The organism is Cohnella sp. GCM10012308 (genome assembly GCF_042649185.1).
Taxonomy (GTDB): domain Bacteria; phylum Bacillota; class Bacilli; order Paenibacillales; family Paenibacillaceae; genus Cohnella.
In genome coordinates this window covers 259,861-273,085 of record NZ_JBHRYU010000002.1, presented here as the reverse complement: position 1 = coordinate 273,085, position 13,225 = coordinate 259,861, and the positions used below count along the sequence as shown (strand labels likewise).

Here is a 13,225-nt window from a genome sequence, read left to right as displayed (position 1 = left end):
GGAGACCGGCTATCGGTCCGGCGCGATTCATTCATATGGCTTTATCGATCTTTTAATCCAAGGAGTGTGTCTGATGACAACGACAATCGCGCTAATCGGGGCCGGCGGGAAGATGGGCTGCCGGATTACGGACAATCTGAAAAACGGCGCCTACGCTATGAAATACGTGGAGATCAGCGAACGGGGACTTGAGAACCTGAACGCGCGCGGTCTCTCCGCGACGCCTCAGGACGAGGCCGTGCAGGCGGCGGACGCGATCATCCTTGCCGTACCGGACGTCGCCATCGGGCAAGTATCCGCTGCCGTCGTGCCGCTGATGAAGGCCGGCGCCATGCTGATCGTGCTTGATCCGGCAGCGGCTTACATGGGACATCTGCCGGAAAGGGACGACGTGACCTATTATGTGGCTCACCCGTGCCATCCGCCCGTATTCAACGACGAGACCGAGCCGGCCGCGCGCAAGGATTACTTTGGCGGCATCCATGCCAGGCAGGCGATCGTCTGCGCGTTGATGCAGGGACCGGAAGCGCATTATGGGCTTGGCGAAGCGATCGTCCGCGAGATGTATGCGCCGATCCTGCGCGTGCACCGCATCACGGTGGAGCAGATGGCGATGCTCGAGCCGACGATGGCGGAGACGATCGGAGCGGCGTCTGCGATGTTCCTGCGGCAGGCGATGGACGAGGCGGTCCGCCGCGGCGTGCCGCAGGAGGCAGCGCGGGATTTTATGCTCGGCCATATCCAGATCGAGCTGGCGATCGCCTTCGGCGAAGCGGGTAACCCCTTCTCCGACGCATGTCTTGTCGCGATGGAATACGGACGCCGCTACTGGCTTAAGGATGGCTGGGAGCGCTTGTTCGATCCGGAGCTGGTGCGCGAGCAGATCGACGTGATGCTGCACCCGGAAAAGCTGGACGCGATCGCGGGGCAAAACTGAGAGGAGCGCGATGTCGATGTGGAAGGTCGGATTGATCGGCACCGGTTATTGGTCCGTGAACCATCTTGCGGCTTGGCGGCGGATTCCCGGCGTAGAGATCGCTGCCTTGTGCAATAGAAGCCGGGGGAAATTGGAGTTGCGGGGCGCGGAATTCGGCGTTCCGGCTTCATCGCTGTACACGAGTCTGGACGACTTTTTCGCCCGCGACGACGTGAATGTCGTGGATATCGTCACCGGCCCGGAGACGCATCTCGAACTGGTCACCCGCGCCGCGCGCGCGGGCAAGCATATCATGTGCCAGAAGCCGTTCGCTTCCTCGCCGGAGGAAGCCGAGGAGATGGTTCGGATCGCCGCGGAATGCGGCGTACGGCTGATGGTGACAGAGAACTGGCGTTGGCTGGAGCCGAATCAAGTCATCAAGCGGGTGCTGGATGAAGGGACGATCGGCCGGCCTCAGGTCGGCAGGTACATTCATACGGACTACTATACCTCCCGGATGGCGCCGGGGGTTCCGCTGCCACAGCCCTTTTTCCGCGACATGCCGAGGCTTCTCTTTTACGAAATGGGCGCGCACTGGTTCGACACCCTCCGCTTCTTCTTCGGCGATCCGAGGCGGCTGTACGCGGAGACGCTCCGGATCAGCCCGCATATCGCGGGCGAAGATTCGGGCATCGTCACGCTCGGCTACGACGACGCTTATGTCGTCATGGATATGAGCTGGGCAACCCGGCGGGAGCTGGACGGTCCTCCCTCGGAGCAAGTGCGGGCCGAGCATCGCGAGCAGATCGTCATCGAAGGCGAGCGGGGCACGATAAAGCTGTATATGGACGGTAAAATCACCCTGATCGACTCGAACGGCGCGGAGACCTTCGTGGCCGAGCGAACGGAGCTGGATCATGCGGAGAGCCATTTCAGGCTCCAATCGCATTTTATCGACCGACTGAACGACGGGCATCCCTTCCAGACGAGCGGCGAGGACAATCTGAAGACGTTAAATCTGATCTTTGCGGTATATCGGAGCGCGGAGCGGCATGAAGCCGTTCTCGATCCGGCCACGCGGGCGCCGATAGGGCAGGCATAGCGGAAAAGCGTGCCGCTATCGCGTCTCGGGGCCGCGGCATAGTAGGCATAGCGGAAAAGCGTGCCGCTATCGCGTCTCGGGGCCGCGGCATAGTAGGCATAGCGGCAAAGCGTGCCGCTATCGCGTCTCGGGGCCGCGGCATAGTAGGCATAGCGGCAAAGCGTGCCGCTATCGCGTCTCGGGGCCGCGGCATGGGCAGGCATAGCGGCAAAGTCTGCCGCTATCGTGCCTTAGGGCCGTGGCTAGTGTAGGCCTAGCGGAAATAAGTTCCGCTACCGTGCCTTGTGGCCGTGGCTAGTGAAGTTCTAGTGGAAATGAGTTCCGCTATCTTGCCATGAGGGTGCGGCTTGGGCAGACATAACGGAAATAAGTTCCGCTACCGTGCCTTGTGGCCGTGGCTAGTGAAGTTCTAGCGGAAATGAGTTCCGCTATCTTGCCATGAGGGTGCGGCTTGGGCAGACATAGCGGAAATAAGTTCCGCTATCGTGCCATGAGGCTGAGGCTTGGGGAAGCATAGCGGAAATGAGTTCCGCTATCGCGCCTTGCGCCCCGATCTTCGCGGCATCGAATGCTTCTGGATCCGACCCGTCTGTTAAACTAAGGTTGCAATGAGACCACGCACAAGGGCGGTTGATTTTCAGTGACCGATTCACACGTACAAAAACCGGCTGAGCTAATGAAGGAACGTGCCTACAGGCAGATTCACGAGGCCATTTTAAACGAGACATTTCAGCCGGGCGCTTTCTTGTCGGAGCGCAAGCTGATCGATTTTCTCGGCATGAGCAAGACGCCGATCAAGTCGGCGCTCGACCGGCTGGAATCCGAAGGGTTCGTACAGGTATCGCCCAAGCAGGGCATCCTCGTCAAGGATCTGGCGATCGACAAGGTTCGGGACATCTTTGAATTGCGCATGGTGCTCGAGCTGTATATATGCGAGCAGTTGGCCGGACATCTCAAGCCGCAGGAGGCCGCCTTGCTTGAGCAGAATCTTGAGCTGCAGAAGCGGACCGCGGACGAAGAAGACGAGACGGGCTTCACGAGAGCGGACTCCGAATTTCATCTGCTCCTGAGCTCATTATCGGGCAACGCCGAGATTCATGCGGTGATGACGATGTATCAGGCGCATCTGTACCGCTTCGCGCTCCGGATTATCCGCAGGGTGCCCAACCGTATGCAGGCCGCTTATCAGGACCATCTTGACATCTATCGCGCGCTGGCAGGCGGCGACGCCGGTCTGTGCCGGCGGCTTATTCAGGAACATCTGGCGTTCGGCAAAGGCGTATTGACCAACTAACAGGGAACGGTGCCGCGTCGGCGGCATGTCGGGAGGATATTAAAGGATGAGCACAGCGATGCAAGCGCTGCGAGTCGGCGAGAACGGACGGATCTTGACGAAGGCGGACGGGAAGCCCTTCTTCTGGCTGGGGGATACCGCCTGGGAGCTGTTCCACAAGCTGAACCGCGAGGAAGCGGAGCTGTATTTGCGGACGAGAGCGGCACAATCGTTTAATGTGGTGCAGGCGGTCGCGCTGGCCGAGTTCGAGGGGGTCACGACGGACAATGCCTACGGCCGCAAGCCGCTGACCGTCCTCGGCGACGGATCGCCCGATCCGTCGCAGCCGGACACGGCAGGCGAATATTCATATTGGGACCATGTCGACTTCATCGTCCGCATGGCCGCTGAGCTGGGCGTTTACATTGCGCTGCTGCCGACCTGGGGAGACAAATTCAACCTGATGTGGGGCAAAGGGCCGGAGATCTTCACGCCGGACAATGCCTATGCTTACGGACGCTGGCTCGGCGCGCGATACAAAGACACGGTGAACGTCATATGGGTGCTTGGAGGCGACCGTCCGCTGCATACACGGCGGCACTTCGAGATTACGAACCGGCTGGCTCAGGGCCTCGCCGAGGGCGACGAGGGACGACATCTTCGCACTTTCCATCCGAGCGGGGGAATCTCGTCGTCGCTGCATGTCCATGACGAGCCGTGGCTGGACTTCAATATGATCCAGTCTTCGCATGACGTCGGGGAGCGTGCGAATTACAAGCTCGTGCAGAACGATTACGCCAAGTTTCCAGCGAAGCCGACATTCGATGCGGAGCCTTGTTATGAAGACATTCCGCGCGGATTCAACGCCGACAACGGGTACTTCGACGAGGCAGACGTGCGACAAGCCGCTTACTATGCGGTATTCGCAGGCGGCTTCGGCCATACGTACGGCCATCATTCTGTCTGGTCGATGAGCGGCGGCGCCTACGATTCCGTCGAGTTCGACGCGCCCGGCGCGTTTTTCATCATGAGCTGGCAGGAGGCGCTGCACCGTCCGGGCGCCGGGCAGATGCGGCATCTGCGTACGCTGATGGAATCGCGGGACCTCGCCCGACGCGTGCCGGATCAGTCGCTCATCGCGGACAATTACACGGGCTCCAACTATATGACGGCTACGAGCGGGCCGGGTTACGGACTGATCTACTCTCCGAACGGATTGCCCGTGCGAGCCAAGCTATCTCAGATCCCCGGCGAGCGCGTAAAGGCCTCCTGGTATTGCCCGCGTTCGGGGAGCGTCACCTTCATAGGAGCATACGATAGAGAAGATGCCCGGACCTTCACGCCGCCGTCCCGCGGAAGAGGCAATGACTGGATTTTATGTCTGGACTATGAATGATCGGCGGTATGCGCGAATGGTCAGTCATCGGTCGAGCTGGATATAACGGATGCGTGCGGTCAGGGAGCGGCGCATGCGATCGTCATCGATCCGGCGCCGGGGCGTGCGGACGCGCCGCCGCGGGCCATTCCGTCAAGCCGACCTACACCGTGCCGCTCAGAAGCGATCGGCCGAAGGCGTCGGCGCGCCTCACGTTGAACGTTTAAGCGATGCAAAGAGTCGTTTGAGACCATTGACTTACGCCAAGGCCTGATGCAGACTAGATGAACATCTGACTAAAGAGGTTCATATCTTCTGACAAAAGAGGTTCATATCTTCATGCCCTTATTCCGCAACTGGCTTCAAATCATGATGCTCGCGCTTCCGTCGCTGTTCGCGTTCGCTACGCAGACGGTTACCGGCACCGTCAACCTGATCATGGTCGGGCACCTGGGCGTCGTCGTCATCGCCGTCGTCGGCGTCTCCAATATTATCATGTACAACGTGTTCGCGCTGTTCTCCGGCATCGGGCACACGGTCAACTATCTTGTCGCGCAAAACTACGGGGCGGGAGAGATGCGCAAGGGGATCGGCCGGACGTATCTGGCGTTGATCGCGAGCGCCGGCATCGGCGCGCTTATCGTACTCGCGGGCTGGCTGGCCAGCGAGGGCGTGCTCGCCCTCACGGGCGGTTCCGACAGCGTCGTCGCTACGGGGGCCGACTATCTCGAGCTGCGTTTCTACGCGATGGCGTTCGGCATCGTCAGCTTCGTGTTCCACGGCTTCTTCCGCGGCGTCGGCAATACCCGCATCTCGATGATCGTGGCGATCGTCTCCAACCTGATTATGATCGGATTGACCTACGGATTCGTCAACGGTGCCATGGGCTTGCCGGAACTTGGCGTCGAGGGCGCAGGATGGGCGATTCTCATCGGGGAAGCGATCCAGCTCCTGCTGTGCCTCATCGTTTTCTACGGTCCGATGCACCGCAAGTTCGCGACGCGCGCCGTACCGAAGCCCGACTGGCGGGAGCTGCGGCTCGTCGCCCAGGAGAGCGGCAAGCTCGGCCTGATGGAATTTTCGATGAGCGTGTCGATGTACATCTTCACGATCTTCGTCGCCCGGCTCGGGGACGCGGCGCTCGCGGCCAACGAGGTAGCGCTTAACATCATGTCGTTCGGCTTTATGCCGGCGTTCGCCTTCGGATCGACGGCGACGATCCTCGTCGGCCAGGAGATCGGGCGCGGCAAGCCGCTCCTCGCGAGGAAGGCGGGGACGGATACGGCCGTGCTGGGGAGCGTGTTCCTCCTGCTGCTCGGGACGGCGGAGCTGATCTGGGCGGTTCCGATCGCGCGGATGTTCAGCCACGATCCGCTCGTGTACGGGACGGCGGCGCATCTCATCCAGGTATCGGCTTATCTTCAGATATTCGACGGACTGTACAATTTCTATGCGGGCGGTCTGCGCGGCATCGGCGATACGACGTTCCTGATGCGGGCGTCGCTCGCGCTCAGCTTCCTGCTGTTCGTGCCGCTTACGTACTTGTTCGTGCAGGTGGCGGACTGGGGCAGCATGGGCGCGTGGCTCGCGCTGTATACGTTCTTGACCGTCCTCGGCACGACCGTGGCCGTGCGTTATTACCGGACGGACTGGCATGCGGTAAGGCTAAAAGAAGCGCACGGTTAACGTTCGCGTTTATCATCGATTTGGCCGCAGGCCGCCCCCAGGCTCTTCTTTTATAGCCTGCGGGGCGGCCTGCGGCTATAATTTAAAGAAGCTTGCAACTAGACATCAAGAGGAGCGCAAAATCGATGGAGATCACGCCCGAACACCTATATAGGCTGAAGCATGCAGCGTCCGTCGTCTCTCCGTTCGGGCCTATGGCGTTCGCAGCGCGAGCCTCCGGGCGGCTGACGCTTCTGGTCCCAACGAAGGGCGAGGGCGCCGTCGTAATCGACGGCATCAATTATCGGCTCGGCCAGATTGAAGCGCTTGTTTTGCCGGCAGGCGTGTCCTGGCGGCTCGAAAGGAGCGAAGAGAACCGTGCGCTTGCGTGCGCCGTATTGGAATTCGACAGCTATGCGGAGCTCGGTGACGGGAGGCTCGTCCTTCGCGCTCCTGCTACAGGCGTTAGCCGGATCGCGCTGCCGCCTGCCGCCGCCTCGCTGGCGCAGGCGGCGATCGAGGGTTGGTCTGGCGATGCGCTTGGCCGGATGGAAGCGAATGTCCGATTCCAGGCTTGCATCCTGGCCGTTTTGCGAGCCTCGGCCGAGGCGGAAGCAGGCGCTCCCGGCTCTCTCGTCGCTTCCGTTTCTCCCGGACGGGAGCGAGAGGAAGCATCTCTCCAGACCGACGGGCGCGAGGCCATTCGCGCCGCCATCGCATACATAAAAGCGAATCTCGCGCGTCCGCTGACGCGGGAGGCGCTGGCCAGGCAGGCCGGCATGAGCGTCGCCCATTTTTCCCGTCTGTTCAAGCAGGAGACGGGCCGGGCTCCGATGGAGTACCTGAATGATGCCCGCATCGGGCAAGCAGCCGAGCTACTGCAGCGTCCGGGCCGCACGATTCGCGAGACGGCGCACGAAGTCGGCTTTCAGGACGAATTTTACTTCAGCCGCAAATTCAAGTCCGTCAAAGGCGTATCTCCGGTCGGCTTCGCCAAAAGTCTGCGGCGATCCACGGCGCGCATCGCGTCTGTGGCGTATCCGTACACGGACCATCTGCTCGCGCTGGGCATTCGTCCGCATGCGGCGCTCGTGCCGTATGCGCTGCCGCCGGCTCCGGAATGGGAAGGCGTCATCGGCGTCGGACGCCTGCAGCCCGATCTCGACCGGCTCGTCGGCGCGCAGCCGGAGCTGATCATAGGGTTTCAGAGCGAGGACTACGAGGAACCTGACAAAGCCGCGTTTTTCAGCCGCATCGCGCAGACGTGCACGGTCGGATTCGGCGGAGAGTGGCGGGAGCATCTGATGACGATCGCGCGCGCGGTCGGTCGCATGGAAGAGGCCGAGCGATGGTTGGCGAAGTATGAAGCGCTCGCCTCCGGCGCGCGGCGATCGCTCCGTGACCGGATCGGCGAAGAGACCGTGGCGGTGGCGCAGCTCGAAGACGGGAAGTTCCGGCTGTTCGGCGATCGCAATTTGGGAACCGTCCTCTACCGCGATCTCGGATTGACCAAACCCAAGGAGCTGGCGAACGTGTCCCATTCCGCGCTGCTCTCGCCCGAACGGCTTGCAGCTTGCGACATCGACCATCTGCTGCTGTTTTCTTCCGACGATGCGCGCGTTCGTGCCACGCTGCTGCGCGCGCCCGGGACACGTTCCGCTCTTGCCGCGCTGAAGGCCGCGCGCACAGACCGCGTGTACGATCTTGGCGGTTCGCAGGCGTACGCCTGCTACTCTTCGCTGTCTCACGAACGCTTTTTGCGCAGAATGGCGGTAGGATTGATGAGCCGATCCTCCATGCGTTGATCACGCATGTCCATGGTGTGCCGGGCAAGGCCCGCCTATAATGATTTAGTGATAATGATTATCAAAATCAAAAAGGGTGGGTGCACGAAGTGTTTACAAATGGACGAATGATCGCGCCGCTTTTGAAGCGAAGCACGGCGCTCTTATCGGGACTGCTGTTGGCAGGCATGCTTGCGGCTTGCGGAAGCAACGGAGCAAACGGAGCAAACGGAGCAAACGCCAATAACGCGTCGCAATCTGCAAGCGCGGCGGCATCGCCGGAAGCTGCGCCGCAGACGGATGCATCGCCGGCAGCTTCGGAGGCGGCCGGGGCGACGCGCGTCGTCTCGACCGTAATGGGGGACGTCACCGTACCCGCCGAACCGAAACGAATCGCAGGCATGCTGTACGTGTTTGCCGATCATCTGCTGGCGCTCGGCATCGAGCCTATGGCCATGGTGACCTACAATGACCTCGGCTTCCCGTCGTATCTGGCGGATGGGATGCCCGACACGATCGCGGTCGGTTCCGGCGAGGCGCCCAACCTGGAGAAGCTTCTTGAAGCGAAGCCGGATCTGATCCTCGCCTCCAAGACGATGAACGAAGCGGGCTACGACCAATTGTCGAAGATCGCGCCGACGATTCTGTTCGACAACGAGAATGAAGACGACTGGCAGCGATTCCGCGACACCGCCGCCATACTGGGCTTGGAGGCCAAGGCTGACGAGATCAAGGCGCAATACGACGCCAAAGTCGCCAAAGCGCGTGACGAGCTCGCCAAAGTTGCGCCGGGCGAGACGGTCGCTTACATGCGCGTGCAGGACAAGCAGCTTCAGCTCATCCAGCCGTCCGACAACTTCACGCTGTTCGGTGCGCTCGGCCTGACGCCGGCCTCTGTCGAAGGCATCGACTTCAAAGGCTCCTGGAACGTAGCGATCTCGGAGGAGCTGCTGCCGGAGCTGAATCCGGATCGTCTGTTCATTATTCTCCGTCCGGGCCAGGACAACAAGGAGGCGCTTGACCACATCATGGATACGCCGATCTGGAAGAGCCTTAAGGCGGTCCAAAACGATCGGGTGTATATCGGTGACGCCAATCTGTGGTTCGCTGGCTTCGGGCCGATCGGTCTCGGCAAAGTGATCGACGAAATCACGGGCGCTTTTGGAATTTCGTCCTAACGATATGCGGTACGTGGAAAAAGGAAGCAAAAATGGCACGGGCAAAGCAGCGCAAAAGCTGCTTCGCTCCGTGCCTTTTTTCATCGACTTGATCGTTCAGCCGTTAATGACCGTACCGCCGTTAACATGCAGCACTTGTCCCGTCACGTACGACGAGTCCTCGCACGCGAGGTATACATACGCCGGCGCGAGCTCGTCGGGCTGCCCCGGCCGCTTCATCGGGCTGTCGGTGCCGAACTTCGCCACCTTCTGCTCGTCGAAGGTCGAAGGGATGAGCGGCGTCCAGATCGGGCCCGGCGCGACGGCGTTGACGCGGATGCCCTTATCGACGACGTTGCCCGACAGCGAGCGGGTGAAGGCGACGATCGCGCCTTTGGTCGAGCTGTAGTCGAGCAGCTCCGGGCTGCCGCGATAGGCGGTGATCGACGTCGTGTTGATGATCGCGGCGCCTTTTTTCAGATGCGGCATCGCCGCCTGCGTCAGGTAGAACATGCCGAAGACGTTCGTGCGGAACGTTTTCTCCAGCTGCTCGGGGGTGATGTCCTCGATCGTCTTCTGCGGATGCTGCTCGGCGGCGTTGTTCACGAGCACGTCGAGCTTGCCGAGGTGGGTCACGGTCTGTTCGACGGCCTGCTTGCAAAAAGCCGGATCGCCGACGTCGCCGTCCAGGATGATGCACTTGCGGCCCTCGGCCTCCACCTCGCGCTGCGTCTCGCGCGCGTCTGTGTACTCGCTGAGGTAGAGGATCGCGACGTCGGCGCCCTCCTTGGCGAACGTGATGGCGACGGACCGGCCGATCCCGCTGTCCCCGCCCGTTATAAGCGCGACCTTGCCGAGCAGCTTGCCCGCGGCCTTGTATGTCGGAGATTCGACCTCGGGGGCCGGATACATATCGCTCTGGATGCCGGGCTGCTGATCCTGATGCTGCGGCGGGACATGGGACGGACGCGTCGGCGTCTCGGTCGGGCTGGTCGTCTGGTTGGTTGGCGTCATGGCGCATCACTCCTTCAATGGTTTCTAGGAGTAAGTTAAACCAAACGACGCCGTTCTACGCACGATTCTCCGAATATGGCGGGACCTTACAGGTTTTTGCGCGTCGTCTTGCCGCCGTCGCAGGTGTACAGCACGGGCTTGCCGTCGACGACCGATTCGAGATGGACCGGCTTGCCCCAGAGCCTCGCCATATAAGGAAGCGTGCGCTCGGTATACTTGGCGTCCAGCTCGACGCCTTCGTACCGGTGGCTGACGTACAGCTCGCCATTGCGGTGGTAATCGCCGTCGGTCACGACCAGATACGGAAACCCGCCGTTTACCCTCGAATATACGAGCTGATCCCGGACGTTTTCCCACTCCTTGTCTGTGATCGTCCAGTCCGCGCCTTTTTTCTCGAACACGTACAGATCCAGGTCCTCGGTCAATTCCTTCGTCAAATAGTTGCGGATGAACGAAGGGTCCGAATCGAGCTCGCGCACCTCGAACATCGCCTCGCGGCCGAACCGCTTCTCGATATCCTCGAACATCTTAAGGCCCAGGTAGTAGGGGTTAAGCGAGCTGCGGGACGGCTGGACGACGGAGGCGTTCAGCTTGGCGTATTCGATCGTCTCTTCGGAATCGAGGTTCAGCTCGCGGATAATGCGCTGATGCCAGAAGGTGGCCCAGCCCTCGTTCATGATCTTGGTCTCGATCTGCGGCCAGAAGTATAGCATCTCGTCGCGAAGCATGGACAGAATGTCCCGCTGCCAGTCTTCCATGAACGGCGCGTATTCCTGGATGAACCAGAGAATGTCCTTCTCCGGCTCCGGCGGAAACTTGCGCAGCTCCGGCTTGTGGTCCTGAATCCGCAGCCGCTCCGAGCGCTCGACTTCGTCGAGCAGCCAAATATCGTCGTAAGCCGAAGTCGGCGCGGACTTGCGCCCTAGCTTTTGGTCTCGCTGCTGCGCTTCCATAAAACGGCGTTTATCGAGGCCTTGCGGGCGCACGATGCCGGGTTCTACATGCTCCTGAATCGCCAGCACGGCATCGAGGAACTTCTCGACTTCTTCGCTGCCGTATTCAAGCTCGTACTGGCTGATCCGCTCGGCGGTCGCGGACATGCTCTCGACCATGTCGCGGTTGGAGGTGGAGAAGCGTGCGTTGTTTTTGAAAAAATCGCAGTGCGCGAGCACGTGCGCCACGATCAGCTTGTTCTGGATGAGCGAGTTGCCGTCGAGCAGGAAGGCGTAGCAGGGGTTCGAGTTGATGACGAGCTCGTAAATTTTGCTGAGTCCCAGGTCGTATTGCAGCTTCATTTTATTGAAGGTTTTGCCGAAGCTCCAGTGGCTGAATCGCGTCGGCATGCCGTACGCCCCGAACGTGTAGATGATGTCGGACGGGCAAATCTCGTAGCGCATCGGGTAGAAGTCGAGCCCGAAGCCTTGTGCGATCTCCGTGATCTCTCCGATGGCCAACTCCAGTTGGCGTTGATATTCGATATGGGACATGGGCGCGTTTCCCCCTCGGATTGGCATGACATGATTACTCATGTATATGCGGGGAGGCTGCGCGGCTTGACTAGGTTGTGCTGAAGCGGCGTGAAGACGGGAACTGCTACTTCGAGGGCAGAGCAACCGTATGTAGCTCACCATCTTTGCCCTGCGTCTGCAGGATGTAGTCGTTCGGGCTGCCGTCCACGATCGCGAACCAAAAAAGGCCGTCCGCATTCTGCGTAATATCGGCGTTCGTCCGCGTTCCGTCACCTTTTTCAAGGCTTACGGACGAAATGTCGTCGCCCAATTGGCCCGCGATCACGGTAAAACCATGCAGTTCAAAGGTGTGCGCGGACAATCCGGCTTTTGAAAGACGTGACTCCTCTGCGGTGTCAGTGAAGTTGGCGGTAGCCCGCAGGCTCCATTCCTCGGAATCTCCGTCCTTGTCGTAATAATCGGCGCCGAATTTGTAGGCGTCATCCCCGTATCGAACCGACCAGAACTGGAGCTTTGAATGCTCGCCCGGCTGAATCCAAGTCAGGGCGTGGCGGTTATCTTTATCGTATGCTTCTGCTTCGGTTCGGCCGTCGGTTAAGATAGCGGGGCCGAACTTGACTTTGATCGGACCGTCTGTCGAGCCTATTGCCGAGCTGATCGCGTCCGTTTCGGCGTGGTTGTCCAAGATTACATTTGTCTGAGAGTCGGAGAGCCCCGCATAAAAGATCGCGCACGAAGCGACGACCGCGGCAGTCAGACTAGCAGCTACGACGCGGCGATAGTACGGTCCGCTGCTTTCGGGTAACATCGTCCGTTCCTTAATCCGCTCGGCTAGCGTTCCCGTAAAGTTGCGCTCGCGCAGCGGCTCGCCCTTCAACTGATCGTACCATTTCGGCTGGTCAGGCTTGTACATCTTCGTCGTCCTCCTTTAATAGAAACGCCATGCGGCGCCGCGCCGCGAATAACCGCGACTTGACGGTGCCTTCCGGAATTCGCTGCAGGTCGGCGATCTCCGCGACGGACAGCTCGTATTTGGCATGCAGCACCAGCGTCTCCCGCAGCTTCACGGGCAGGTCCATTACGCATCGCCAGATCTCGCTCATCGCCTCGCGCGCCAGATAGTCCTGCTCGGCGGATCGTCCGGGCTGCCGCGGCGATACGATATCCATCAGCAGCGCCTTGCGAAAAAACGCCGCATTGCGATAATTGAAGCTGACGTTGCGCGCGATTCGCAGCAGCCAGGTTTTAACCGATGCTTCTTGCCGGAACCCGGAGAAATGGCGATATGCCTGGATAAACGTATCCTGGGCGATATCGTCGGCCATCGCGCGATGCTTGACGAGGAAATAGGCGTAGTTCCATACGTCCTGCCCGTACCGGTCCAAGAGCTCCCCCAACATGGCCTGGTCCGGATTGACCCGGCGAGCCAGGTCTTCTTTGTCCACGACTGATCACCTCGGCATATAGACA

The 13,225-nt window shown here is 60.5% G+C and carries 11 protein-coding genes; 7 read left to right on the top strand and 4 right to left on the bottom strand.

Going from position 1 to position 13,225, the window contains the following annotated elements:
- Positions 1 to 73 precede the first annotated feature (73 nt).
- The 7 genes from ACFOTD_RS04425 (at position 74) to ACFOTD_RS04395 (ending at position 9,293) form a co-directional block, all read left to right on the top strand.
- The gene (locus ACFOTD_RS04425; protein ID WP_378116118.1) at positions 74 to 937 is read left to right on the top strand and encodes a phosphogluconate dehydrogenase C-terminal domain-containing protein; all 864 of its coding nucleotides are present in this window, start codon (positions 74 to 76) and stop codon (positions 935 to 937) included.
- A gap of 10 nt (positions 938 to 947) precedes the next feature.
- Complete coding sequence (locus ACFOTD_RS04420; protein WP_378116116.1) at positions 948 to 2,018, top strand: Gfo/Idh/MocA family protein; 1,071 nt, start codon at positions 948 to 950, stop codon at positions 2,016 to 2,018.
- Positions 2,019 to 2,658: 640 nt separating this feature from the next.
- Positions 2,659 to 3,312: a GntR family transcriptional regulator gene (locus tag ACFOTD_RS04415; RefSeq protein ID WP_378116114.1), complete on the top strand. Its 654-nt coding sequence runs from the start codon at positions 2,659 to 2,661 to the stop codon at positions 3,310 to 3,312.
- A 46-nt stretch (positions 3,313 to 3,358) separates the two neighbouring features.
- Positions 3,359 to 4,687, top strand: a complete 1,329-nt coding sequence (locus ACFOTD_RS04410; RefSeq protein WP_378116112.1) for a glycoside hydrolase family 140 protein — start codon at positions 3,359 to 3,361, stop codon at positions 4,685 to 4,687.
- A 318-nt stretch (positions 4,688 to 5,005) separates the two neighbouring features.
- A complete protein-coding gene (locus ACFOTD_RS04405) occupies positions 5,006 to 6,352 on the top strand; it encodes an MATE family efflux transporter (protein WP_378116110.1) in 1,347 nt (448 codons plus the stop codon).
- Between the two features lie 125 nt (positions 6,353 to 6,477).
- Entirely contained in the window at positions 6,478 to 8,136 is a 1,659-nt protein-coding gene (locus tag ACFOTD_RS04400; RefSeq protein WP_378116108.1) for a helix-turn-helix domain-containing protein, read from the top strand.
- 89 nt (positions 8,137 to 8,225) lie between these two features.
- The gene (locus ACFOTD_RS04395; protein WP_378116106.1) at positions 8,226 to 9,293 is read left to right on the top strand and encodes an ABC transporter substrate-binding protein; all 1,068 of its coding nucleotides are present in this window, start codon (positions 8,226 to 8,228) and stop codon (positions 9,291 to 9,293) included.
- Positions 9,294 to 9,389: 96 nt separating this feature from the next.
- On the opposite strand, the gene ACFOTD_RS04390 is transcribed toward ACFOTD_RS04395, so the two are convergent.
- The 4 genes from ACFOTD_RS04390 to ACFOTD_RS04375 form a co-directional block, all read right to left on the bottom strand.
- On the bottom strand, positions 9,390 to 10,286 hold the full coding sequence (locus ACFOTD_RS04390; RefSeq protein WP_378116104.1) for an SDR family oxidoreductase: 897 nt from the start codon (positions 10,284 to 10,286) through the stop codon (positions 9,390 to 9,392).
- Positions 10,287 to 10,372: 86 nt separating this feature from the next.
- On the bottom strand, positions 10,373 to 11,773 hold the full coding sequence (locus ACFOTD_RS04385) for a SpoVR family protein (RefSeq protein WP_378116102.1): 1,401 nt from the start codon (positions 11,771 to 11,773) through the stop codon (positions 10,373 to 10,375).
- Positions 11,774 to 11,879: 106 nt separating this feature from the next.
- A complete protein-coding gene (locus ACFOTD_RS04380) occupies positions 11,880 to 12,668 on the bottom strand; it encodes a hypothetical protein (protein WP_378116100.1) in 789 nt (262 codons plus the stop codon).
- Positions 12,655 to 13,200 carry an RNA polymerase sigma factor gene (locus ACFOTD_RS04375; RefSeq protein ID WP_378116098.1) on the bottom strand — a complete coding sequence of 182 codons (546 nt, stop codon included), beginning with the start codon at positions 13,198 to 13,200 and terminating at the stop codon, positions 12,655 to 12,657. The genes ACFOTD_RS04380 and ACFOTD_RS04375 overlap by 14 nt, the downstream gene beginning before the upstream one ends.
- Positions 13,201 to 13,225 lie beyond the last annotated feature (25 nt).